The sequence below is a fragment of the Streptomyces sp. NPDC005811 genome, assembly GCF_040630405.1.
GTDB lineage: Bacteria > Actinomycetota > Actinomycetes > Streptomycetales > Streptomycetaceae > Streptomyces.
Genome location: NZ_JBEXXK010000032.1, coordinates 80,296 through 104,778, shown reverse-complemented (window position 1 = coordinate 104,778; position 24,483 = coordinate 80,296). Strand labels below are relative to the sequence as shown.

Below are 24,483 nucleotides of genomic sequence, written 5' to 3'. Positions count from 1 at the left end.
CCGGTTGGCTGGACCTGCCGCCGCTGGTCGCGCGCCGGGACCAGCGGCCAGGTCCCCGCCGCCTGTGGCGCCGCGCTAGGACCGGCGGCGGGGCTTGCCGCCGCCGGTTCCGCGTTGGCTGCCGCCCTTCGCGCCACCGCCGCTCCTCGTGCCGCCCCCGCCGCGTGTTCCGCCGCCGCCCTTGGTACCGCCGCCGCTCTTCGCGCCACCGCCGCCCTTCGCGCCGCTCCCGCCACGTGTTCCGCCGCCGCTCTTGGCGTCGCCGCTGCGCCCGCGGGCGCCGGCGGCGGGCCTGCGGGGCTCGCGTTCCTTGGGCGGGGTCGGCTGGGCGCGGCCCCGGGTGCTGTTGACCGTGCGGCCGCGGACGATGCCGATGAGGTCCTCGACCAGGTCGGTGGTCGCCTCCTCGGGCCAGGACAGGGCGACCGCCGACTGCGGGGCGTCCACCAGCGTGCGGTAGGTGAGGTCGCGGCGGTGGTGGAGGCGGGCCAGGGACTGGGGCACGATCAGCACGCCGATGTTCGCCGCGACGAGCTCGATCGCGTCCTCCGTGGTCCGCGGGCGCTCGAAGGCGGGCTCGCCGGGCAGCTCGGACCAGCCGAGGACGTCGTCGAGGGGGTGGATCACCACCTCGTCGGCGAGATCGTCCAGGGTGATCGCCTCGGCGGCGGTGATCACATGATCCTTGGGGACCACGACGACCGTCGTCTCGGTGTAGAGGGGGATCGCGCTGAACACCGTACGGTCGACGGGCAGCCGGACGAAGGCCGCGTCGGCGCCGCCGCCGCGCAGGACGTCGGAGGCCTCGGCCGGGGACACCTGGAGCAGGGTGAGCGGGGTGCCGGGCAGGCGCTCCTCCCAGATCCGCACCCACTTGGCGGGCGTCACTCCGGGAACGTACGCGAGCCGGAACGAAGAGGAATCCGCCTGGTCGGTCATCCCGCCAGGCTACCGCCCGTGGTCAGAGGTCTCCGCGGCGGCCGATACCCTGGACCGTATGAAGTCGCAGCAGACCGCCCAGACGATGAAGCCCGCCACCGCGGCGAAGAAGCTGGGTGTGTACCTCCCCGCCACGCCCGCCGAGTTCCAGGAGGGCGTCGTCTCGCGCGCCGAGCTGAACGAGCTCCAGGCGAACCCGCCCGCCTGGCTGCGGACGCTGCGCGAGAACGGCCCGCACCCCCGTCCGGTGGTCGCGGCCAAGCTGGGCGTGTCCATCGCGGGCCTGGCCCGGGGCGGGGTGACGGAGGCGCTCACCACCGAGCAGATCGACGCGCTCAAGGACGCCAAGCCCGAGTGGCTGGAGAAGGAGCGCGGCACCCAGGCCGAGGTCCGCAAGGAGGCGGCCCGGCTGAGGAAGCGCGACGCCGAGCGCGACGCCACCGAGGACTGAGACACGACCTGAGACGCGGCGTTTCCGCAGCTCAGCGAGGTGCGCCGCGCGCGGTGAGGCCCGGGAGTCGCCTGCGGCGGTCGGTTTGACTACGATCTGGGCAGGTTCACCGAAGTGGGTGTTTCGAGGTTGCTGGGGGTTGGGATGGTTGCTGGTCGTGTGGTGCGCTTCGACAGCCAGCGGGGCTACGGGTTCATCGCGCCCGACGACGGCGGGGAGGATGTCTTCCTGCACGTCAACGACATGCTGATGCCCGAGTCGCAGGTGCGGCGGGGCATCGTCGTCGAGTTCGAGATCGAGGACGGTGAGCGCGGCCCGAAGGCGTCCGGGGTGCGGCTCGCGCGGGGCGCGGACGGCAAGCCGCTCGCGGCCGACGACGACGTGCTGTGCGATGTGCTCAGCACCGAGGAGTTCGTCCGGGACGTCACCGAGGCCCTGCTGAGCGCGGCGCCCTCCCTCACCGGGGAGCAGATCGTGCAGGTGCGCGGCGGGCTCGCGCAGTTCGCCAAGAACCACGGCTGGGTCGAGGGCTGATCCACGCCCGACGACATCGGGACCCCCGTCGACATCGACGGGGGTCCCGTCGTTTTTTCGCCTCCCGTCGAGCCCACGGACCCCGTTCTCGGCGGGGTCATGACAGGAATCTCCGCAGGTCACGCCTGTTCCACCGTCAGATCGGCCTCTGCCACGACCCGTTGTCAGTGGCCTGTTCTACAGTTCCCGTCACTTGATCGATGCGGGTGCGGGAGGCACGTATGGGGTGGGTGTCGGCCGGCGACTACGAGGTCGCCCTCGACGACGGCAAGGTGGTGTGCCGCAACGCGGCGGGGCGGGTGTTGAAGTCCGTACCGCCCAAGATCGCCGACGATCCGGCGGTGATAGGACTACGCCAGCTCGTCGAGTGGCTGGAGCGGCACGAGCAGCAGTGCCTGACCGATGTGGAGCGCTGGATGGTGCGCTCGCTGCCGGTGCCGTTCGCGGTCGTCGCCCGGGTGTGGCCCGACCCCGCCTGGCAGGCCGCGCTGCGTGACCTGGTGGTCACCGGCGCCGACGGCGAGGTGGCCGGGTTCCTGCGGGACGCCGACCCCGAGCGCGGCCTCGGACTGGTCGACCTCGACGGCGACACCGTGCGCCTCACCCCGGACCTGGTCCGGCTGCCGCACCCGGTCCTCCTCGACGACCTTGAGGACCTGCGGGAGTTCGCCGTGGAGCTCGGTGTGGAGCAGCGCGCCCAGCAGCTCTTCCGCGAGGTGTGGCACCGGCCCGCGACGCTGGACGCCGAGGGCACCTCGGTCGAGGAGTACGCGGGGGGCGCGTTCAAGGAGCAGCGGTTCCTGCACGGGCGGGTGACCCAGCTCGGCTACCGGGTGCGCGGCGGCAACGCCGTGCACTCCGTCCTGGAGGACGGGCGCACCGTCGAGGCGCGGGTGTGGGTGGGCGACTACGAGAGCTACGAGGAGTCCGAGACCGGCCCCCTGACGTTCACCGATTCCGCGGGCCGGGTGCTGAAGCTCGGTCAGGTGGGGCCGGTGGCCTGGTCGGAGGGCATGCGCATGGCGGCCGCACTGTACGCGGGGCGCGACATCGAGGACGAGGAGCGGGCGGCATGACGACGTACGACGAGAACACCGCGGGCACGCTGCTCGACGCGGGCGCGGTCCTGCCGCAGGGCAGCACGGACCGCGAGGACGCCGATACGCTCACCGTCCGCACGTACACCCACCCCGGTCTGGACGACCGGCGGATCGTCCGGCTGGTGCCGGGCACCCTCGGCGAGGCCGAGGACCTCGCCCTGGACTTCCTCGGTCTGGTCAGGGACGCGGAGGTCCCCGAGGTGGGGCAGGTGCGCCGGGTCACCCTGGGCTTCCCGGCCTGGGCGCTGGTCAACGACCCGGCCAACGGTCATCACGCGCTGGCGCTGGTCAGGGACGTCGAGCGGCTCGCGCGCCAGGCGAAGTCCCGGCCCGGCAACGCCAAGGACGGCTTCGAGGAGCTCGGCACCCGGCTCGGCCGGGCCGTGCCGCACTTCCTGCCGACGTTCTACGAGCAGGCGGCGCGGGTCTTCCTCCAGCACGAGAACACGACGTACGCCGCCGCCTTCTTCGGCAAGGCGCGCGAGGCCGAGCGGGTGCACGCGCTGACGGTGGACGAGGAGCGGCAGCGCGCCGTGTTCCTGGAGTTCGCGTTCGCGGGCGCGCTGACCGTCAAGGCGCTCAAGGAGCATGTGAAGGCGCTCGCCGCGCGGCTCAGCCCGGCCGACGCCTGGACGCAGTTCCGCCAGCTCACGGTGGAGCGGTGCGCGGCCGGCATGCCGCCCTACGCGTCGCTGCCGCAGGACGCGCGCGGGCTGATCAGGGCGGCGGGCCTCGACCGGGTCACCGAGGAGTGCGGCCTGGTCGGCGATCTGCTCGCCTCGCCCGCGGCCGTGCGGGCCCCGGCCTCCTTCTGGAACTCCTACCGGGCGACACTCGTCGTGCTCGCCGAGCGGGAGCCGCAGGTGCGCCGCCGGCTGCTGGAGATCATGCCCGCCGGTCTCGGCCGCTCGGTCGAGGACGACGAGTTCTGGCTGGCGCTGCTCGGGGAGTGCGGGGCCGACCTGCTGCTGACCGGCGAGTCCGGTGCACGGCCGGACGGGACCGACGCGGCCGAAGGGATCGAAGGGGTCGACGCGGCGGACTGGCTGACCCGCTGGGCGCTGCACCGCAAGCACGGCGCCAACATCTGCGACCGTTCCGCGGCCACCCTCGCGCTCGTGGCGAGGATGGCCCCCCGGCTGCGGGCCCAGGGCCGGCCCGTCGACATCGTCACGGGACGCTGGCACGCCGGTGCCGACCTCGACCTGCTCGACCTCTGCCTCGCCGAGGGGATCCCGCTCACGCCGCCCCCCGCTGACGAGGTCGTGTACCTCGGTCTTCAGCGCTGGCTGAGCGAGGACCGGGCCGGCCGGCGCGACCTGACGGCGACGGCGGCCGACGCACGCTTCCGGCGCCTGCTGTACACCGAGATCGGCACCCAGAGCGGCAACCGCCCGGAGGCCGCGGTACTGAAGGGGATCGCCGCCCACCCGGTGCTCAGCGACGTCCTGCGCGAGTGGCTGCGGGACGCGGCCGGGGAGCTGACCGCCGCCGTGGGCCTGCCCGCCGCGCGCGCCGCGCTGGAGCGGATGCAGCCCTTCCGCACCGTGGCCGCCGAGGTGGCCCCCGACGCCGTGGCGCGGGTCGCCGAGCACGAGGCCGCGCCGCTGCTCGGGCACACCCTGCGCGCCGGTCTCCTGGACGAGCTGGGCTGGCCCGCGCTCGACGAGGCGCTGCGCCGGATCGACACCGAGACCAAGCCCCGGCGCGACCAGGACACCACGGTGACGGTCCAGGAGGCCTGGCCCGCGCTGATCGTCCACCGGGGCCACAAGGTGTTCGTCGTCGGCCCCGACGAGATCCTGCTGGAGCACGATCTGCGGCTCCCCGTGGAGCTCGGCCAGTGGAACCGCCCGTCGTTCCGCTACACGGACGGCGAGCTGCTGGTGATGTGGCGGGAGGACGGCAAGCAGTTCGGCTACTGGTCCGCCCGCGCGGCCGATGTGTTCCCGCTCGGCGGCGAGGCGATCCCCTACTACTGGTACGGCTCCGGCAACGCGGGCGCCGCCTCGATCCCGCTGCCCGGCGGCGGCCGGGCCACCGGCGGGCGCACCCTGCACGCCGGCGACACCGTGCTGCCGCCGGGCCGCCGCATCCTGGGCGACGGCACCTCCTTCTGGCGCCAGGGACGGCAGGGCCGGCAGCAGGTGTGGCTGGAGTACGACCCGGCCACCGGCACCCACGGGCGTGCCTCGCTGCCCGCCTTCGTGCAGGGCGGTGTCCGCGAGGACGCCACGCTGAGGCAACAGGACTGCGAGGTGCTGCCGCTCCAGCCCGGACTGGAGCACAGCCCGTTCGGCACCGACGGCACGGTCCTCGGCCGCTGGGTGCGCACCGAGGGCGATGGCGCCGAGGCCCGCACGGTCGTCGGCACCCCGGACGGCCGGACCGTCGCCGTCCCGCGGAGCGGCGGGGCGTCCGGCGTTCCGCTCGGCGCGCTGCGGCTGCCGGGCGGCGCCGAGCCCGTCGTCGTGCGCAAGCAGCAGCACGTCGCGCTGTACGCGGGCGGCGACATCTCCGCCGCCGGTGAGCTGGGGTTTGTCGCGCCGATGCAGCACGGCAACGAGTTCGCCGCCGGCACCCGGTTCGTGCCGCCGGTCGAGTTCTGGCACGCGCTGCGTCCGCGCGACGAGCGGGCCTCCGCCGTGCTGCGCGCGCTGACCGACGAGCGCGTGGCCGAGGTGATGCGCGCCGGGGCCGAGGCGCTGGCGCAGCGGCAGGAGCGGCTCGCCGCGGCCGCGGCGGTCGACGGAACGGACGACGCCAAGGCGGTCGTCCCGGCAGCCGACGAGGTGCTGCGGACGGCGGTCTCGGCCGCGCTGCCCGAACTGGGCGACGAGCGGCTGGTCACCGGCGTGGCGGCGCTGGTGCGCGCCGCGCTGCGTTTCGACGAGTCGACCGCGGTGTACGTGAAGCCTCCGGCCGAGCGGCCGCAGCAGGACCCCCGCCGCACCGAGGGCATGTTCGCGGACTACAGCCCGGAGTACGGCGACGACACCACCCTGAAGGAGGCGGTGAACGGTCTGTCGGGCCTGCACGGCTGGTGGGGCGGCACCCCGCGGTGGAGCACGCTGCGGCAGATCCGCGCCGTGAACCATGTGCTGTCCGGCGGGCCCGCCGACGGCAAGCCGCTGCCGAAGGCGCTGCTGACCACCGGGGCCCAGGACGGCTGGACCAGCGACGAGTTCACCGTCCCCGGCGACGGCGCGCAGTGGCTGTCCCTGCTCGACGAACTGCGCCCCCTCGCCTACCGGGCGACGAGCCCGGCGACGACCGGGACGCACCGGGCGGCGCTGCTCCTGCTGTTCGAGGCGATCACGGAGGGGCCGCTGGCCGCTCCTGGGAAGCCGCTGCGGCAGATCGTGCTCAGCGAGCCCCACGACAAGCAGCAGCGCGTCGGCCAGGTACTGCGCCGGGCGGACCGCACGGTCGTCGTCATCGGCTCCCGCAACGTCGACGAGCACAACCGGATGCACTGGCTGGCCCTGGACCACGGCCCCGCCGACGACCGCGGTGCGATCGCCCACTTCACCCTGGAGCAGGAGCACGCGCATCCGGCGGTGTACCCCGCCGAGACGCTCGCCGCCGTCACCCGGCTCGTCCGGGACAAGGGCCCGGCCCCCTGGCAGCCGGCGGCACTGGACGCGCTGGCCACCGCGAGCCGGGGCGGGCTCGGACCCGTGCAGGCGGCCCTGCTGCTCGCGGGCCGGCCCGCGCAGCTCACCGACGAGGTGGTCGCCGTGACCGGGCTGAAGCCCCGCCAGAAGGAGCTCGGCGATGTCCTGCTGAACTCGCTGGAGCCGGGCAACTGGAAGCCGATGGTCGGCGCGCTGCTGCCCGACGACCCCGCCGACCTGTGGACGGGCGGACCGGACACGGACGCGGTGGGCCGCATCTGGAGGCGGTCCCTGAGCGAGGTCGTCCGGCTGCCCGAGGACCTGGCCGCCGAGCTCTCCCTCGTCTCCCTGCCCCTCGGCTCCGCGTACGAGGTGCTCAACCCCGGGCGCACTCCCTGGATCAGCCGTACGACCGTGCAGCGGCCCGACAAGGACGGCGCCCTGGTCGCTGAGGACCCGCAGGCACTGCCCGGCCGGTACGAGTTCACGCAGGCCGTGCACGCCCTGGCCGGCCTCGCCTACGCGCTGCCGTACGGGCACCCGCTGCGGGAAGTGCTGCCGGAGAGCCTCGCCGCGCTGCGCCGCCGGGTCGCCGATCCGGGGCTGCTGCTCGACCTGGAGGTGGCCTGGACGGCGGACGCCGGACCGACCGCCGTCGCCCTGCGCAAGGCGTACGGGATGCCCGCCACCGGCGGCGCCGACCAGGACGGGTCGACCCGGGCGGGCGAGGCACTGGTGCTGCGCCCCTGGTACGGGGAGCAGGAGACGGTGCTGGTGCGGCCCGGCGCGCTCACCGGTTCCGACGACCCGGTGTTCGGGCTGCTCGAAGGGATCGTCGGGCCCGGGCGCGGCCAGGGCATGTGGGCCCTGCGGACCCTCCTCGACGACGACCTCACCCGCGCGCTCGCGGTCGGCGTCGATCCCGAGGGGCCCACGGGGCATGCGCAGGACCCGGCGTTCAGCGTGCCCCATCTGGTCGCCGAGGTCTCCGAGCGGCACGGTCTGGGTGCGGACGCCGCGGCGCTGTATCTGATGCTGCTCGCCCTGCCCGACCCGACGGACCGCAACTGCGCCCGCTGGACCGGCTGGAAGCCGGCGCGGATGAAGAAGGCCCGTGTCGAACTCGCGGCGACCGACCTGGTCGTGGAGGCCAAGCGGGCGCGCGCCGGACGCACGCTGTTCCTGCCGTGCGGCTGGCTGGACCTGAAGTCCAGGGGTGCCGTGCCGGTGGAGCTCTGGAAGCGGAGCCTCTACCCGCTCAGCGGGTACGGACGCGCCGTGCCGCTGCTGCCGGTGGCCGAGCTGTACGAGCGGGCCTGGGACCGGGTCCGCACGGGTGACGCCCCGGCGTACGAGGAGCTCACCACCCGCGCCACCCGCAAGGGCCGCCGCCGATGACCACCGTCCCGTCCCACACCGTCCCGTCCCCCCTGGAAGAACGCAGCGCGATGACCACCACCCTGTCCTCCCCCGACACCGCCCGCCAGATCGTGCCGCCGGAGGAGCGGTACGCCGTCGAGCTGGCCTTCCTCGCCGCGTACGACGACGGTCCGCGCCCGCCCGCCTGGCGGCTCACCCCGCGCGCGGTCGTCACCTTCGTAATGGGCAGCGACGGCCGGGCGCTGAAGCTGCCCGACGGCGCGGAGGCGCCCGAGGGGGTGCCGCGCCGGCTGGTCGTGGAGGGCAAGTTCGTCGGCGACCGCGCCCTGGTCGAGCGGTGTGTGGTCACGCTCGCCGGGGAGCGGGGTCTGCTGCTCGTCGGCGAGCCCGGCACCGCCAAGTCGATGCTGTCCGAGCTGCTGTCGGCCGCGGTGTGCGGGACCAGCGGACTGGTCGTGCAGGGCACCGCGGGCACCACCGAGGACCAGCTCAAGTACGGCTGGAACTACGCCCTGTTGCTGGCGCAGGGGCCCAGCCCGCAGGCGCTGGTGCCCTCGCCGGTGCTGACCGCCATGCGCCGGGGCGGCATCGCCCGGGTCGAGGAGGTCACCCGGTGTCTGCCGGAGGTGCAGGACTCGCTGGTGTCGCTGCTGTCGGAGCGGCGGATCGCGGTGCCCGAACTGGCCGGCACGGACGACGCGTTGGCGCACTCGGCACCCGGCTTCAACCTCATCGCCACCGCCAACCTGCGGGACAAGGGTGTCTCGGAGATGTCCGCGGCCCTCAAGCGCCGCTTCAACTTCGAGACGGTCGGCCCGATCCCGGACCTCGACGCGGAGACCGCGCTGGTGCGCAGCCAGGCGCGGGCGTCCGTGGAGCGGGCCGGGGCGCCGTTCCAGGTGGACGACGCGGTGCTGGAGGCGCTGGTGACCGCGTTCCGGGACCTGCGGGAGGGCCGGTCGGCGGAGGGCTGGGAGGTGGAGCGGCCGTCCACCGTGATGAGCACCGCGGAGGCGGTGTCGGTGGCGGGTGCGCTGGGGCTGGCCGCGGCGTACTTCCCGGGCGACCGTGATGTGCTCGGCCTGCTGCCGGGACATCTGCTCGGTGTGGTCCGCAAGGACGACCCGGCCGACGCGGCGCGTCTGCGCGGCTACTGGGACGGTCCCGTACGGCGCCGCGCCGAGCAGGGCTCCGCCACCTGGCGGACCCTGTGGGACCTGCGCACGGTCCTGGAGGGCTGACGGCCGTGTCGCACTCCCAGGGGGTCGCCCCCGACACCGCGACCGGACCGGGCGGGCTCACCTCGCCCCAAGGCGCGGTCCCCGCAGCCCGGACCGGCGGCCCCAGCTCGCCCGAAGGCCCTGCCGCCACAGCCGACCCGGCCGGTCCCGACTCGCCGCAGGAGCCGGTCCCGGCTGCCGGGACGGACGCGCCCTGCTCGCCCGCCGACGCTGGTGCCGTAGCCGAGACCGACGGGCCCGGATCGCCCGCCATCGCCGCAGCCGACGCAGGCGATCCCGACTCGCCCCAGGAGGCAGTCCCCGCTCCCGGGACAGACGGGTCCCGCTCGCCCACCGGCGCCGGTCCCGTAGCCGAGGCCGGCGGGACCGGATCGCCCCAGGAGGCGGCCCCCGCTCCCGGGACAGACGGGCCCTGCCCGCCCACCGGCGCCGGTCCCGTAGCCGCCGAGGCCGACGGGACCGGCTCACGCGAGGGCGCCATCGCTGTAGCCGAGATCGGCCGGCCCGGATCGCCAGAGGGCGCCGTCGCCGTAGCCGAGATCGGCGGGACCGGCTCGCCCCAGGGGGCCGTAGCCGCCCCCGGCCGGGCGCTCGGCGCTCTCACCGGACCCGGCGCGCCCTTTCTCATCGGGGTGCGGCATCATGCACCGTCCCTGGCCGCGGCCGTGCCCGCGTTGCTCGACGCGGCGCGGCCGGACGTGGTGCTCGTCGAGTTGCCGGCCGAGATGCAGGAGTGGCTGCCCTGGCTCGGGCACGAGGAGACGCGGGCGCCGGTCGCCCTCGCCGCCGCGCCCGGGGACGGGCGGGGCGGCTCCGGGCCGGCCTTCTATCCGTTCGCCGACTTCTCGCCCGAGCTGGCGGCCGTGCGGTGGGCGGCCCGGTGCGGCGTGCCGGTGGTCGCCTGCGATCTGCCGCTCGCGCACCGGGCGTGGGGAGAAGGGCGCGGCGCGGCGTCCGGGGGGTCCCTCGGGCTCACCTCCGCGCTGCGGTCCCGGCTGACCGGGCGTCCCGGGGACGATCTGTGGGACCGGCTCGTCGAGGCCACCGCGCCGGGGTCACCGCCGGAGGCGCTGCGCCGGGCGGCCCTGCTGACGGGCTGGGCGCTGCGCGAGGACGCGGCCGCCGCGGGCGGGGTGCCGGAGCTGGATCTGCGGCGCGAGCGCTGGATGCGGGCCCGGATCGCGGAGGCCACCTCGGGCGGGCGGCGGGCCGCGGTGGTCGTCGGCGCCTTCCACGCACCGGCGCTGACGGAGCCGGGCGGCGAGGAGGGGGCGGAGGCCGCCGACGCCGAGGCCGACGGTACCTCCGGTGCCGGAAGCACCTCCTGGACCACCTCACTCATCCCCTACACCTACGCCCTCCTGGACGAGCGTTCCGGGTATCCGGCCGGGATCCGGGACCCGGAGTGGCAGGACCTGGTGCTGCGGGCGGGCGGGGAGCCCGCCGCGCTGGAGGAGGCGCTGACGCGGGCCGCCGTCCGGGTGTGCGCGGAGCTGCGGGGGCTCGGGCATCCGTCCGGGCCCGCCGACGCCCGGGAGATCACCCGGCTCGCCTCGGACCTGGCCCGGCTGCGCGGGCTCCCGGCGGCGGGCCGGGGCGAGCTGGTCGAGGCGGTGCAGACGGTGCTCGCCCAGGGAGAGCCGTACGGGCGCGGCCGGGCCGTGGCGCGGGCGATGGAGCGGGTGCTGGTCGGCACCCGCACCGGGCGTCCGGCCCCCGGCGCTCCGCGCAGCGGTCTCGCCCCGGCGGTGGAGGCCGAGGTCGCCGAGCTGGGCCTGCCCGGACCGGGGAGCGGTACGGTCACGGCCGCCAAGGATCTGCGTCTGGATCCGCTGCGGTCCGACCTGGACCGGCGCCGTGAGCTGCTGTTGCGTCGGCTGACGGTGTGCGGGGTGCCGTACGGGGAGGCGAAGGAGGTCGCCGGCGCGGGCGGTGCCGAGGCGCTGACCTCGCGCTGGGAGGTGCGCTGGACTCCGGCCACCGCGGCCATGCTGACGGCGGCCGGGGTGCGCGGGGTGACCGCCGCTCAGGCCGCCGAGGGGGTGCTGCGGGAGCGGCGGCGCGCGGAGCGGGACGAGGGCGGGTCGACGGGCGCGCAGGTGCTGGAAGGGCTGGCGCGGGCCGCGGAGTGCGGTCTGCCGGCGCTGGCGGACGAACGGCTCGACGATCTCGCCGAGACCCTGCCGCAGGCCGGCACCCTGCCCGAACTCCTCGCCGGTCTGGCCCTGTTGGACCGGGTCCGCTCCGGTCATGTGGCCGGGCTCGGCGCCGACGACGGCCGTACGGCGCGGGCGGCGGCGGTGGCCGAGCTGCTGACGTCCGCCGCGGTGCGGCAGGTGGACGGCCTGACCGGTTCCGAGGAGGCGGCCGACGCGCACGCCCTGCTCGAACTCGCCCATCGCGCGGACCTGCTGGGCGGGATCCGGCTCGCCGACGCCCTCGCCCGGCTGGCCGCCGAGGGCTCGCCGCTGATGCGCGGCGCCGCCGGGGCCGTACGGGTGCTGCTCGGGCAGGAGGACGCGCGGGCGTTCGGGGACCGGGTGGCCTCGTGGGTCGACGGTGCCGTGGACACCGACGCGCGCTCCGCGCTGGCCGCCCGGCTGACGGGGCTGCTGACGGCCGCGGGGCCGCTGCTGGAGGCGGCGGCCGACGCCCTGGAACCGCTGCTGGACCGGGTGGCGGAGCTGTCCGACCGTGCGTTCCTGGACCGGCTCCCGGCGCTGCGGGGCGGTTTCGACACGCTGAGCCCGGCGGCCCGGGACCGGCTCCTGTCGGCCGTGGAGGAACGCCTCGGCACCGAGCGGGTCGCCGACACCGGCGGGGTGGACCCGGCGGCGCTGGCCGCCTGGACCCGGGCCGACCTGGCGGCCCACGCCGCCCTGCGCTCCCTCGGCCTGCTGCCCTCGCCCACCCACGGCCCCGGCGCCGACCCGGAGAAGTCGCCGGTCGCCCCGGACCGAAGCGAGGCCGAGACCGAGACCGAGACGGAGACCGAGGCCGAAGCCGAGGAACGGCGACTCGAACCCGCCGACCGCTGGCGGCTCGTCCTGGGCCGGCGCAAGGAACGGCTCTCCGCCTCGGCCGCGCCGCTCGCGACCGCGCTCGACGAGCTGTACGGCAGCGGGCGCGGTGAGGGCAGCCGGGGCGATCTCACGGGTGCGGGCGCCGGGGGCGGCCGGGAGGTGCCGTATCCCGGGGTGCGGGAGTGGTCGGAGGAGCTGGCGGCGCTGTTCGGGCCGGGTATCCGGGAGGAGGTGCTGGCGGCGGCCGCGGCGGAGGGCCGCAAGGACGTGCTGACGGAGCTGGACGCGGCCGCCGTACGGCCCTCGGTCGAGCTGCTGCGCACGGTGCTGAGCCATGCGGGCGGGCTGCCCGAGGCCCGGCTGGCCGCGCTGCGTCCGCTCGTCCGGCGGCTGGTGGACGCGCTCACCCGGGAGCTGGCCACCCGGCTGCGGCCCGCGCTGCACGGAACGGTCCTGCCGCGGCCCAGCCGGCGGCCGGGCGGCGGGCTGGACCTGCCCCGCACCCTGCGGGCCAACCTGGCGACCGCCCGGCGCGGCCCGGACGGCACGGTCCGGGTCGTCCCCGAGCACCCGGTGTTCCGCACCCGGGCGCGCCGGGCCGCCGACTGGCGGCTGATCCTGGTCACGGACGTGTCGGGATCCATGGAGGCGTCCACGGTGTGGGCGGCGCTCACGGCGTCGGTGCTGGCCGGGGTGCCGACCCTGTCCACGCACTTCCTGGCCTTCTCCACGGAGGTCATGGATCTCACCGGGCATGTCGAGGACCCGCTGTCGCTGCTGCTGGAGGTCAGCGTCGGCGGTGGCACGCACATCGCGGCGGGGCTGCGGCACGCGCGCGAGCTGGTGACGGTGCCCTCGCGCACCCTCGTCGTCGTGGTCAGCGACTTCGAGGAGGGCTATCCGCTCGGCGGGCTGCTGGCCGAGGTCCGGGCCCTGGTCGGCGCGGGATGTCAGGTGCTGGGCTGCGCGAGCCTCGACGACACCGGCCGGCCGCGCTACTCCACGGGGGTGGCGGGTCAGCTCGTCTCGGCGGGCATGCCCGTGGCCGCCCTCAGTCCGCTCGAACTCGCCCGCTGGGTAGGGGAGAAGATCGCATGAGCACGAGTCCGCAACTGCCTGCGGTCGTCCCGTCCGTGACCGCCGAACTCGTCGAGGCGCTGTCGCCCCGGCTGCGCAAGCGGCTGGACGCGGGTGTCGCGAAGCTGGCGGGGCGTCCGGTCGTCCGCGACGGGGACACCGTGCGGATCGCGATCGACGACGACACCGATCTCGTCCTGCACGCCCCCGACAACACGGTGACCGGCGTGGACGCCGTCCGCTGCGGTTGTCTGCTCGCCCCGGACTGTCTGCACCGCGCGGCGGCGGTCTCGGCGGCACCGGTGGCGGAGGAGGTCGAGGCGGCGGCCGGGGGGACCGCGCAGGAGCCGCCACCAGCGGCTCCACAGGCGGCGCCGGAGCCCGAGCCGGAGCCGGAGAGTCCCTCTCCCGGCCAGCTCGACGCCGCCCGTGCCGTCTTCGAGGCGGCGGCCGCCGTGCTCGAGGCCGGTACGGACGGGGCCGGGGCGGTGCTCCAGGCGGAGCTGCTGCGGGCCGCGCACACCGCGCGGCTCGCCGGGCTCCCCCGGGCCGCCTCGGCGGCGGTCACGGTGGTGACCGGGGTGCGCGCGGCGCGCTCCGCGGACCCTGCCTACCGGCTGCCCGACCTGGTGGAGGCGCTGCGGACGGTCCTGGGCGTGGCGCACCGGCTGCCGGGGGCGGCCGGGGCCGAGCTGGTGGAGCTGCGCGGGACGGTACGGCAGCCGTACACGCCGGACGGTTCGCTGCGGCTGTACGGGCTGTTCTCCGAGCCGGTGCTGACGGCGACCGGGTACGCGGGGGCGGTGACGTGGACCGCGGACGCGGAGGGCCGGCTGTACACCGTGTCCGACGTGGCGCCGGGCGGTGCCGGCCGGGCCGTCGGCGCCGCCGACCGGACCGTGCGGATCGGCGACACGGCCCTGACCCATCGCGAGCTGTCGCGCGCGGGGCTCGCCGTGTCCGGCGCGACGGTGTCGCCGACCGGACGCCTCGGCGCGGGGGCGGGGGTACGGGCGGTCCGCGCGTCCGGCGCGGACTGGCGCGGGGAGCCGCCGGCGCGGTTGTGGGCGGTGCCCGTGGCCGAGCAGGTGCGCCGCGCTCTGGCCGGCGGACCGCACGACCTGCTCTTCCTCGAGGTCACGCTCGTCGGCACGGTCCGGGAGGCCGCCGGTGACTGCCTGCTGGCGGACTGCGAGGGGCTGGCGCTCCGGCTGGCCGCGGCGCACGACGATCCGGCGCTCCCCCATCGGGAGAACCTGCGGCTGCTGGCGTCGGCCGTCGGCAGCCGGCTGCGGGTGATCGCCCGGCTGGCGCCGGGGCCTCTCCCGCGTGCCCTGCTGCTGGCCGCCGAGCACCCGTCCCAGCCGGGTGTGCGGGTCGATCTCGGTCTGGACCGGCTCCAGCGGGCCGACCTGCCCGCTGCGGCCGTACCTCCCGCCGCCGCTCCCGTGCCGGACGAGGCCCCGCTCCACCTCCTGCGGCGCCGGGTGCACCAGGCGGTGTCCGGGGGGCGCCGGGTGCTGGCCTTCCCGGGCGGCGCGGCGGGCGATCCGGCCCGGTTGCGCCGGAGCGGGTTCGCCACCGGGGCGGCCGTGCTCGACGAGCTGCACACGACGGCGGCGGACCGCACCCGGGACGCGTTCGGCCGGCTCCTCCCGGCCGACACCCCGCGCTTCGCCCGGGCGTGGCTGGCGGCGGCCTCCTACACGGGAGAGGTGGAGCGCGACTTGTGCGCGACGGCGTGGGGCTCTAGGTCAGGATCTGACCTCGATGGCTCCTAACGTGGTACTCGACCGCGGAACCACACGGGAGAAGAGGACCATGACCGACTCCACCGCCACCCCCGCCCAGGCCGCCACCGGCGAGCGCGCCGACCTGCTCAGTGAACTGGCCGCCGCCCGGCACTTCCTGCGTTTCACCACCCGTGACCTCACGGACGAGCAGGCCGGGCAGCGGCCCACGGTCAGCGAGCTGTGTCTGGGCGGGCTGATCAAGCACGTGACCTCGACGGAGCGCGGCTGGGCGGACTTCATCGTCGAGGGTCCGTCCGCGCTGGGCGACTTCGACGCGATGACCGAGGCGGACTTCGCCCGGCGGGCCGACGAGTTCCGGCTGCTGCCGGGCGAGACGCTGGCGGGCGTGCTGAAGGAGTACGAGGAGGTGGCCCGCCGTACGGACGAGCTGGTGGTCTCCCTGCCCAGCCTGGACGTGGACCACCCGCTGCCGAAGGCGCCGTGGTTCGAGCCGGGCGCGCGCTGGTCGGCGCGCCGGGCCCTGATCCACATCATCGCCGAGACGGCCCAGCACGCCGGTCACGCCGACATCATCCGGGAGTCCCTGGACGGGGCGAAGAGCATGGGCTGACCTCGAAGAGGTGGGCCTGCCAGGGCTCCAGGGCGACGAAGAGGCCCGGGTCGGCCAGTTCGTCGCCCGCGCGGTCGTACGGCCGCGCGGTGAGCAGGTCGGTCAGACGGTGGGTGTGTCCGCGCAGTCCGTCCCAGATGAGGGGGATCCTCGCCTGGGACGGGCGGTCGCCGTGGTTGACGACCACCAGGTGGCGGGCGTCGGGGGCCGTCCAGGTCCAGGCGAGCAGCCGGGTGTGGCTGTCGTTGTCGGGCCAGCCGGTCGGGGTGAGCTGCCGCCACTCGCCCCGGCGGACGCGGGCCGCGGCGGGCAGCAGCCGGTCGTAGAAGTCCCGGAGCGAGGCGTCGGCCGGTTCGCCGGGCGCACGGCGCAGGAACACGGGGAGCCGCACCGCGCGCCCCTCGAACTGGCCTTCGTGCCAGAGCGTGGCGCCGGGCAGCGTCGCCACGGTCACGGCCGCCGCGCGTCCCCGGCCGCCGGGCAGGGCGGTGGCCGCGCGCGGCTCGTCGTGGTTCTCCAGGAAGCGGACCAGGCCCCGCTGGTGGGCGAGGTCGGCGCCGAGGTGCGCGCGCACCGGTCCGGCGTCCTCGTGGACGAGCCGGTCGTAGAGCCGTTTGTCGTAGCAGTGGTCGAAGCCCTGCTGCTGGAGGGACCGTTCGAGGTCCCAGTACGCCTCCGCGACGAGGAGCAGGCCGGGGTGGCGGGCGCGCACCCGGGGAAGGACGTACGGCCAGAAGTCCTCGGCGGGCGCGGATCCCGCCCGCTCGCCCCAGGTCTTGGCGAAGACGTCGTTCATCATCAGCATCGCCATGTCGCAGCGCACGCCGTCCGCCTGGTCGCCGACGGAGACGAGCGTGTCGACCGTGGCCGCGCGCAACTCCAGGCTGAAGGCGTCGAGTTGGACGACGTCCGGCCAGGGCGGGAAGTGGGGGTCGCGGCCCCGGGCGAACACCCGTCCCGCCGCCTCCAGATACCCGTCGGGGTCGCGTGCCAGGTCGTCCGCCGTGCCCCGGATCAGGCGTTCGGGGTGCGCGGCGAGCCAGGGGTGGTCGGGGGCCACGTGGTTGGGCACGTAGTCCAGGATCAACCGGAGGCCCCGGGCGGCCAGTTGGGCGCGGGCCTCGGCCAGTCCCCCGGGGCCGCCGAGGGACGGGTCGACGACGTAGTCGCGGACACAGTACGGGGATCCGGCGATGTCGGCCTCGGTGAGGTCGGGCAGGGCCTCGCGGAACGACCTCAGGAGGCGCTCGTCGCGCAGCGCGATCCGCAGGCCGGCCGGGCTGCGCTCCCAGACGCCCATCAGCCAGACCGTGTCGACGCCGGGTCTGGCGATCTCGTCCCAGATCTCGCCGGGCACCTCGCCCAGGGTGACCGGTCGGCCGAGACGGCGGCCCAGTGCGTCGAGCCACACCAGGGTGTTGATCTCATGGATCACGGTCATGACAGCGGCTCCCCCAGGTCGCCCGGCGAGGGTTCCAGCGATGCCCGGCCGCCGCGCCGCCAGTCGTCGGCGTCGAGGGTGTGGAACAGCGTGGCGATCGCCGCGACCAGTCCGGTCCAGCCGGTCTGGTGGGAGGCCCCGAGGCCCGCGCCGTTGTCGCCGTGGAAGTACTCGTGGAACAGGATCAGGTCCTTCCAGTGCGGGTCCTTGGCGAACTTGGCCCGGGCGCCGTGCACCGGGCGGTGGCCGTCGGCGTCGCGCAGGAAGGTGGCGGTGAGCCGGTCGGAGATCTCGCGGGCGACCTCGTAGAGGTTCAGCGTCCGGCCGGATCCGGTGGGGCACTCCACGGTGAAGGCGGGGCCGTGGTACTCGTGCAGGTTCAGCAGGGCACGGATGATCAGGACGTTGATGGGGAACCACACCGGTCCGCGCCAGTTGGAGTTGCCGCCGAACATGCCGGAGTCGGACTCGGCGGGCAGATAGCCGACGCCGTACGTCTGCCCGTGCACCTCGAAGGTGTACGGGTGCTCGGCGTGGTGGCGGGAGAGGGAGCGGATGCCGTACGGGCCGAGGAACTCGTCCTCGTCGAGCATCCGGGCCAGGACACGGCGCAGCCGGTCCTCGCCGAACAGCGCGAACAGGTACCGGCCGTCGGCTCCGGACCCGAGGTCGTGCTGCTCGACGACGGCCTCCACGGCCGGGTGCCGCCGGATGAACTCCCGTGCGCCTTCGACGAGTTCGGGGAAGGCCCGATCGGCCCGGCCGCCGATCACGCTGGTCGCCGCCAGCGGGATCAGGCCGACCAGGGACCGTACCTTCAGCGGGGTGGCGCTGCCGTCGGGCAGCCGCAGCACGTCGTAGAAGAAGCCGTCCTCCTCGTCCCAGAGACTGGCGTTGTCCCGGCCCATGCGGTTCATGGCGACGGCGATCCACGCGAACTGCTCGAAGAGCATCTGCGCCTGTTCGACGTAGACCGGGTTGTCGACGGCGAGTTCGATGGCGATGTCGAGGAGGTTCTGGCAGTAGAGCGCCATCCAGGCGGTGCCGTCGGCCTGGTCGAGGTGGCCGCCGGTGGGCAGGGGCGCGCTGCGGTCGAAGACACCGATGTTGTCGAGGCCGAGGAAGCCGCCCTGGAAGACGTTGTTGCCGTCGGTGTCCTTGCGGTTGAGCCACCAGGTGAAGTTCTTCGTCAGCTTCTGGAAGGCGTTCTCCAGGAAGGCGCGGTCGCCGCGGCCGGTGCGGCGCTTCTCCAGTTCGTACACGAAGAGGACGGCCCAGGCGTGCACGGGCGGGTTGACGTCCCCGAAGTTCCATTCGTACGCCGGGATCTGGCCGTTGGGGTGCAGCGAGAGGCGGCGCAGCAGCAGGGCGAGCTGGTCCTTGGCGAAGGCGATGTCGACCATGGCGAGGGCGAGGGTGTGGAAGGCGAGGTCCCAGGCCGCGAACCACGGGTACTCCCAGGTGTCCGGCATCGACATGATCTCGTCGTGGACCATGTGGTACCAGCCGCTGTTGCGGATGCGGGGGTCGGCGGCGAGGGGGTCGACACCGTGTTCGGCGAGCCAGCGCTCGACATCCAGGTGGTAGTACTGCTTGGACCACAGCATGCCGGCGAGCGCCTGGCGGACCATGCGGCGCTCGTCGTCGCCCATGCCCTCGGGGGTCAGGGCGTCGTAGAAGGCGTCGGCCTCGGTGCGGCGCGCGTCCATGACCTGGCCGAAGTCCGTCCAGGGGGCGGGCAGTTCGGTGTCGGTCAGGCGCAGGCGGACGGTGGCGCTGTCGCCGCCGGGGACGGTCAGGACGTGGTGGACGGCGGCCTTGGTGCCGGTGCGGGCCGGGTTGACGGCGGTGGTGTCGCCGTGGACGACGCGGCGGCCGATGCCGTCCTTGACGTACGGGGTGGTGTTCGGGCTGCCGAAGATCCGCTCGTCGTCGGTCTCGTTGTCGGTGAAGAGCGGCTCGCCGCCCTGGTGGTGGAGCCAGCGTGGGCCCAGGTCCTCGTGGTCGGCGCGGACGGCGCCGTCGGTCGCGCGCAGGACGGGGACGGCGGTGCCGCCGGCCCAGGACCAGGTGTGCCGGAACCAGAGCGTCGGCAGCAGGTGCAGGGTGGCCTCGTCGGGGCCCCGGTTGTGCGCGGTGATCTCGACCAGCAGATCCTCCGGGCCGGCCTTGGCGTACTCGACGACGACGTCGAAGTAGCGGTCCTCGTCGAAGACGCCGGTGTCGAGGAGTTCGTACTCGTCGTCGCGGCGGCCGCGCGCCCGGTTGGTGTCGACGAGGTCGGCGTAGGGGAACGCGTTCTGCGGGTACTTGTAGAGGTACTTCATGTACGAGTGGGTGGGCGTGTTGTCGAGGTGGAACCAGTACTCCTTGACGTCCTCGCCATGGTTGCCCTCGGCATTGGTCAGGCCGAACATCCGTTCCTTGAGGAGGGGGTCGCGGCCGTTCCACAGGGCCAGGGCGAAGCACAGCCGCTGCTTGTCGTCGCTGACCCCGGCGATGCCGTCCTCACCCCAGCGGTAGGCGCGGGAGCGGGCCTGGTCATGGGTGAAGTACGACCACGCGTCGCCGTTCGCGCTGTAGTCCTCGCGGACCGTCCCCCACTGGCGCTCGCTCAGGTACGGGCCCCAGCGCCGCCACGGCACCGCGCCGGCGTCGGCCTCCGCGAGCCGCCGCCGCTCGGCGCCGCCGTCGTCCACCGGTCCCTCGGCGTCCGTCATCGCCCGTCCTCCTCGTTCTCCCGGCACCTGCCTCCACAGTCGGGCGCGGCGGACCGGGCCGCAATGACGCGGAGGCCGTCGGTGACGCGGGGTGGGCCGTACGGGGCACACGGGCCGTACGGAAAGGGTGTGGCGGGCCGTCATAAATACCGTGGCGGGCCGTGGCGACGATCCGTACGATCATCGCGATGACTACTCCTTCTGCTTGTCCTTCTGCTCTCAGATTGGGGGACCCGTCCACGCAAGGTGAGTGCTGATGCCCACTCACACCGCGAACGGGGATTCCCGGCTTTCCTTCTGGCGGCGCGTGCGCGAGTTCGCCGTCCCGCCCTCCATGATCGAGACCGCGACCGCCCGCCGGCTGACCGGCGACTGGGCGGGGGCCTGTGCCGCCGCGGGCATCGACGTCGACTTCACCCTGCGTGCCGTGGCACGGGCCCATGGCCGTCCGCTGGCCGCCCGGGTCCGGGCGGACCTGCGCCGGCTGGCTCCCGACCTGCTGCGCTGGCACATGCCGAGGATCGCTCCCGACGGACTGCTCCGCCCGGCGCTGACCCTCTCGCTGGCCCGGTACGACCCCGAGGGGCCCGGCGGTGCGCGCCCGGTGCATCTCGTGGTGCGGACGGCGCCCGCCTGGGCGGACGCCGGGCAGCGGATGAGCCTCGCCCTGTGGGACGGCTCCCGTCCCGCGGACCGCGCCCGGCACCATCCGCATCCCTGCCCCGACCGGCGCTTCCGGCTGGACCTGCACCGGCATCTGTGGGACGCGGAGCGGGCCGGTGAGCTGGCGGCGCGGGCGCTGGGCGCGGGACCGGAGCCCGGGGTGGACCCCGCGCTGGTGCCGCCCGAATTCGGCTGTGCCGTGGGCCGTTGGGCCGACGAGGCCCGGCTGCTGCTCGCCGCCGAGGGGCGGCCGGACGGGACGGGCACGGTGCTCGTACGGCTCGGCGGGCGCCGTCGGCTGGCCCTGGAACCGGCCGCTTGCACGGTCGGCGGCGGGCCGCCCGCGCCGCGGATCACCGGGGCGCCCACCGGCGGCGGTGTCTCCGCGCTGCCGGTCCTGCCCGACGCGGCCATCTGGACCCTCCCCGACCTGGAACTGCTGCGCACCGGTGCGATCGACGCCGAACGGCTGCATCCCCTGGTCGCCTCGGCGCTCGTACCGGGCCGTCCACCGGTGTCGCCGCCGCGGAGCGACGATCCGGCGGCGCGGGCCCGGCTCGTGGAGTGCCGGGGCGCCCGGCACCGCATCGGGCTCGTCGACGGCGTGCTCGCCGCGCTGGACCACGACCCGGACGAGATCCGGCGCGAGGAGCTGCTGGCCGCGCTGACCGGCACGCCGCTGCCCTGTCTCCAGGCCGTCGACCGGGCGCACCGGCACCCCGACTGTCTCGACGGCGTCCGCGAGCGCCTGGCCCACGGGGACATCGCGGGTGCGCTGGCCGTGGTCGAGGGCCTGCTCGGCCCCGGGGCATCGCTGCGGGACGGCGCGTTGCGGGACGCCCTGGAGGAGGCCGCGCACCGGCGGATCACCTACGGGCTGTTCCGGGCGGGTCTCACCGGGCCCGGGCCCACCCGGGTCCACCCGCGGGACCGGCGCCCCCCGCACCTGCGCGCGCATCCGCGACACACCACCGCCCGCTGATCAGAAGACCTTCCCCGGCCCTCTCGCACTCGGCTCACCCCGACCCAAAGGTGATCACACTCATGCCCACGAGCACTTCCTTCGCCCTGCCCTCCGCCGACCCGGCCCAGGGTCCCCGACTCGACGTGGCCGCGGACCTCCTGGCCCTGCTGCGCGAGGCCGGCACCGAACCGCGCCCCGACAACCAGCTGGAGGCCCTGACGCTCGCCGTGGCGGCCGACCTGCCCGTGCTGCTGTGGGGCGAGCCGGGGATCGGCAAGACCGCCGCCCTGACGCAGCTCGCCGCCTCCCTGGACCTGCCGCTGACCACGGTCATCGCGAGCGTGCACGAACCCTCCGACTTCTCCGGGCTGCCCGTCGTCGGGGACGACCCCGCCGAGCAGGGCGTCCCGCTGGCCCCGCCGGACTGGGCGGTGCGGCTGGTGCGGGCCGGCCGGGGGCTGCTGTTCCTCGACGAGCTGTCCACCGCCCCGCCCGCCGTCCAGGCCGCGCTGCTCCGGCTGGTGCTGGAGCGGCGGATCGGCGCCCTGCGGCTGCCGCCGGGCGTGCGGATCGTCGCCGCCGCCAACCCCCGGTCCTCCGCGGCCGACGGCTGGGAGCTGAGCCCTCCGCTGTCCAACCGGTTCGTGCACCTCCAGTGGCACCACGACCACGAGGTCGTCGTACGGGGTCTCGGCGGGACCTGGCCACGGGCGACCCTGCCCCGGCTCGACCCGCGGAAGCTGCCGCAGGCCGTGGCGTACGCGCGCCGGGCAGTGTGCGCGTTCCTCACCGCGCGCCCGCCGCTCGTGCACCGGCTGCCCAGCGGCGAGACCCGCCGGGGCGGACCGTGGCCCTCGCCCCGCAGCTGGGAGATGACCCTGCACCTGATCGCCTTCGCGACGGCGGCCGGTTCCTCGCGGGACGTGCTGTCCCTGCTGGTCCGGGGCACGGTGGGGGACGGTCCGGGGCTGGAGCTGCTGGCGAGCCTGGACCGGCTGGACCTGCCGGACCCCGAGACGCTGCTCGCCGACCCGGCGGGTGCCGAGCTGCCCGAGCGCGGGGATCTGCGGCAGGCCGTGCTCGACGGTGTGGTGGCCGCCGTCCGGGAACGCCCCTCCAAGTCCCGCTGGGACGCGGCCTGGGCCCTGCTCGTGCGGGCGGTGGAGACGGGGGCGCCGGATCTGGTGGTGGTCCCGGCGACGACCCTCGCCGCGCTGCGCTGCCAGGAGTGGCAGGTGCCGGCCGCGATCGAACAGCTCGCCGGGGTCGTCGCGCTGTCCCGACGGGCGGACCGGGCGGCGGCACGGGCGGCGGCCCCGGCGAAGGCATGAGGGGGACGCGGCCGGTGCCGGACGTGAAGGGAGTGAGGGACATGAGGGACGCAGAGAACGCAGCGAGCGCAGAGAACGCAGAGAACGCTGAGAACGCTGAGAACGCTGACGGAGTGTCCACAGCGACGTCTCTGGACCGCGACAAGCTCTTCAGCGCCCGGCTGCACGCCGCACGGGCCCGTCCCTATCTGGCGACGGCGCTCTTCGCCCTCCGGGTCGTCGAGTCCCTGCGGGTGCCGACGATGGGCGTCGACCGGCACTGGCGGTGCTATGTCTCGCCCGCGTTCGTGGCGCGGACGCCGGTGGAGGAGCTGGCGGCGGTCTGGGTGCACGAGGTGTCGCACCTGCTGCGCGACCACCACGGGCGCAGCGACCGGGTGGCCCGGGAACGCGGACTGACCGGCCCCGGGGAGCGGCTGCGGATGAACATCGCGGCGGACTGCGAGATCAACGACGACGCCTACGGCGACGGGCTGGTCCGGCCCGAGGGCGCCGTCGACCCGGAGTTCCTGGGGCTGCCCGAGGGAAGGCTGATGGAGGAGTATCTCCGCTCCTTCACCCTGGGGGCGCGCACCCAGGACCTGGCGTGGCTGGACTGCGGCAGCGGCGCCGACGGGCTGGCGCGGGAGTGGGACCTCGGCCCCGACGGCGCGCACGGACTGAGCGCGCAGGAACGGGACGCCGTCCGGTTCCGGGTGGCGCAGGGCATCAAGGGCCGTCCCGGGAACGCGCCCGAGCAGTGGCGGCGGTGGGCCGAGGAGGCGTTCCATCCGCCGCAGCCCTGGCGGGAGTTGCTGGGTGCGGCGGTCCGCTCGGCCGCGTCGGGCGCGGGCGGGGGCGAGGACTACTCGTACGGGAGGCCGTCGCGGCGCTCGTCCGGGGTGCCCGGTGTCGTCCTGCCGAGCCTGCGGCGGCGGCCGCCCCGGGTGTCCGTGATCATCGACACCTCGGGGTCGGTCAGCGACGCCGAACTGGGCAGCGCGCTGCTGGAGGTCGCCGCGATCTGCCGTGCCGTGGGCGGGCGGCGGGACCTGGTCACCGTGCTGCCGTGCGACGCCGACGCCCCGTTCGCGCACGCGCTGTGCCGGGGCGAGGGGATTCCGCTGATGGGCGGCGGGGGTACGGATCTGCGCACGGGCTTCGCGAGGGCGCTGCGGACCCGGCCCCGGCCCGACGTGGTCGTGGTACTGACGGACGGTCAGACACCGTGGCCCGAGGCGCGCCCGGCGTGCCGTACGGTCGTGGGGCTCTTCTCCCGCCCGGGGGGTTCCTGGCGGGAGAACGACCCCGACTACGTGCCGGACACACCGCCCGACTGGGCACGGGTGGTGGACATCGGATGAACAGCACCGGGTGCCGCCGGAGAAGACTCACCGGCTCACAGGGGCTGCTTCTACAGTGCGGGCCATGGAGATCAGATGCTCGCAGTGCCAGGGGTTCGAGCTGGAGCCGGGGTTCGTCGAGGACTCCGGTGAACACTCCCGGGGCTACGCGCGGTGGATCCCCGGGCCGCTCCAGCGCGGGATCTTCGGCGGGGCCAAGCGCCTCGGCCGGCCCCGCTTCCAGATAGACGCCTACCGCTGCCGCGCCTGCGGCCATCTGGAGTTGTTCGCGCCGCACCAGGTGTGACGCGGGAGC

16 protein-coding genes are annotated in these 24,483 nt (G+C 75.1%); 12 read left to right on the top strand and 4 right to left on the bottom strand.

Annotated elements, in window-relative coordinates:
• Positions 1–75: 75 nt before the first annotated feature.
• Positions 76–939, bottom strand: a complete 864-nt coding sequence (locus tag ABZ490_RS30855; protein ID WP_358997111.1) for a LysR substrate-binding domain-containing protein — start codon at positions 937–939, stop codon at positions 76–78.
• Positions 940–997: 58 nt separating this feature from the next.
• On the opposite strand from ABZ490_RS30855, the gene ABZ490_RS30850 reads away from it, so the two are divergent.
• The 5 genes from ABZ490_RS30850 to ABZ490_RS30830 all read left to right on the top strand — a co-directional run bounded on the left by ABZ490_RS30850 (position 998) and on the right by ABZ490_RS30830 (position 9,262).
• Positions 998–1,390 (top strand): DUF5997 family protein, encoded by a 393-nt coding sequence (locus ABZ490_RS30850; protein WP_358997108.1) that lies wholly within the window; start codon positions 998–1,000, stop codon positions 1,388–1,390.
• A gap of 144 nt (positions 1,391–1,534) precedes the next feature.
• The gene (locus ABZ490_RS30845; RefSeq protein ID WP_358997105.1) at positions 1,535–1,924 is read left to right on the top strand and encodes a cold shock domain-containing protein; all 390 of its coding nucleotides are present in this window, start codon (positions 1,535–1,537) and stop codon (positions 1,922–1,924) included.
• 221 nt (positions 1,925–2,145) lie between these two features.
• Positions 2,146–3,000 carry a DUF4132 domain-containing protein gene (locus ABZ490_RS30840; RefSeq protein WP_358997102.1) on the top strand — a complete coding sequence of 285 codons (855 nt, stop codon included), beginning with the start codon at positions 2,146–2,148 and terminating at the stop codon, positions 2,998–3,000.
• On the top strand, positions 2,997–8,039 hold the full coding sequence (locus tag ABZ490_RS30835) for a hypothetical protein (protein WP_358997099.1): 5,043 nt from the start codon (positions 2,997–2,999) through the stop codon (positions 8,037–8,039). The genes ABZ490_RS30840 and ABZ490_RS30835 overlap by 4 nt, the downstream gene beginning before the upstream one ends.
• Before the next feature lie 50 nt (positions 8,040–8,089).
• Positions 8,090–9,262: an AAA family ATPase gene (locus tag ABZ490_RS30830; protein WP_358997174.1), complete on the top strand. Its 1,173-nt coding sequence runs from the start codon at positions 8,090–8,092 to the stop codon at positions 9,260–9,262.
• 464 nt (positions 9,263–9,726) lie between these two features.
• On the opposite strand, the gene ABZ490_RS30825 is transcribed toward ABZ490_RS30830, so the two are convergent.
• Positions 9,727–9,903 carry a hypothetical protein gene (locus tag ABZ490_RS30825; protein WP_358997097.1) on the bottom strand — a complete coding sequence of 59 codons (177 nt, stop codon included), beginning with the start codon at positions 9,901–9,903 and terminating at the stop codon, positions 9,727–9,729.
• 24 nt (positions 9,904–9,927) lie between these two features.
• Between ABZ490_RS30825 and ABZ490_RS30820 the strand changes: the two genes are divergently transcribed.
• From ABZ490_RS30820 to ABZ490_RS30810, 3 genes are read left to right on the top strand one after another with little or no spacing between them, the layout of a single operon-like run.
• On the top strand, positions 9,928–13,383 hold the full coding sequence (locus tag ABZ490_RS30820; RefSeq protein WP_358997094.1) for a DUF5682 family protein: 3,456 nt from the start codon (positions 9,928–9,930) through the stop codon (positions 13,381–13,383).
• Positions 13,380–15,143 (top strand): hypothetical protein, encoded by a 1,764-nt coding sequence (locus ABZ490_RS30815; protein WP_358997091.1) that lies wholly within the window; start codon positions 13,380–13,382, stop codon positions 15,141–15,143. Before ABZ490_RS30820 ends, ABZ490_RS30815 begins: the two co-directional genes overlap by 4 nt.
• A 40-nt stretch (positions 15,144–15,183) precedes the next feature.
• Positions 15,184–15,726, top strand: a complete 543-nt coding sequence (locus tag ABZ490_RS30810) for a DinB family protein (protein ID WP_358997088.1) — start codon at positions 15,184–15,186, stop codon at positions 15,724–15,726.
• Here the strand turns inward: ABZ490_RS30810 and ABZ490_RS30805 are convergent.
• Both ABZ490_RS30805 and ABZ490_RS30800 read right to left on the bottom strand, forming a co-directional pair.
• A complete protein-coding gene (locus ABZ490_RS30805) occupies positions 15,686–17,167 on the bottom strand; it encodes an alpha-amylase family glycosyl hydrolase (protein ID WP_358997085.1) in 1,482 nt (493 codons plus the stop codon). The genes ABZ490_RS30810 and ABZ490_RS30805 overlap by 41 nt on opposite strands.
• Positions 17,164–19,887 (bottom strand): glucosidase, encoded by a 2,724-nt coding sequence (locus tag ABZ490_RS30800; protein WP_358997082.1) that lies wholly within the window; start codon positions 19,885–19,887, stop codon positions 17,164–17,166. Before ABZ490_RS30800 ends, ABZ490_RS30805 begins: the two co-directional genes overlap by 4 nt.
• A gap of 256 nt (positions 19,888–20,143) precedes the next feature.
• Between ABZ490_RS30800 and ABZ490_RS30795 the strand changes: the two genes are divergently transcribed.
• From ABZ490_RS30795 to ABZ490_RS30780, 4 genes are all read left to right on the top strand, one after another.
• On the top strand, positions 20,144–21,532 hold the full coding sequence (locus ABZ490_RS30795) for a hypothetical protein (protein ID WP_358997079.1): 1,389 nt from the start codon (positions 20,144–20,146) through the stop codon (positions 21,530–21,532).
• A 62-nt stretch (positions 21,533–21,594) separates the two neighbouring features.
• Positions 21,595–22,845: a MoxR family ATPase gene (locus tag ABZ490_RS30790; RefSeq protein WP_358997076.1), complete on the top strand. Its 1,251-nt coding sequence runs from the start codon at positions 21,595–21,597 to the stop codon at positions 22,843–22,845.
• Positions 22,846–22,958: 113 nt separating this feature from the next.
• Positions 22,959–24,188 (top strand): VWA-like domain-containing protein, encoded by a 1,230-nt coding sequence (locus ABZ490_RS30785; RefSeq protein ID WP_358997073.1) that lies wholly within the window; start codon positions 22,959–22,961, stop codon positions 24,186–24,188.
• Between the two features lie 64 nt (positions 24,189–24,252).
• On the top strand, positions 24,253–24,474 hold the full coding sequence (locus ABZ490_RS30780; protein WP_358997070.1) for a hypothetical protein: 222 nt from the start codon (positions 24,253–24,255) through the stop codon (positions 24,472–24,474).
• The last annotated feature ends 9 nt before the right edge of the window (positions 24,475–24,483 follow it).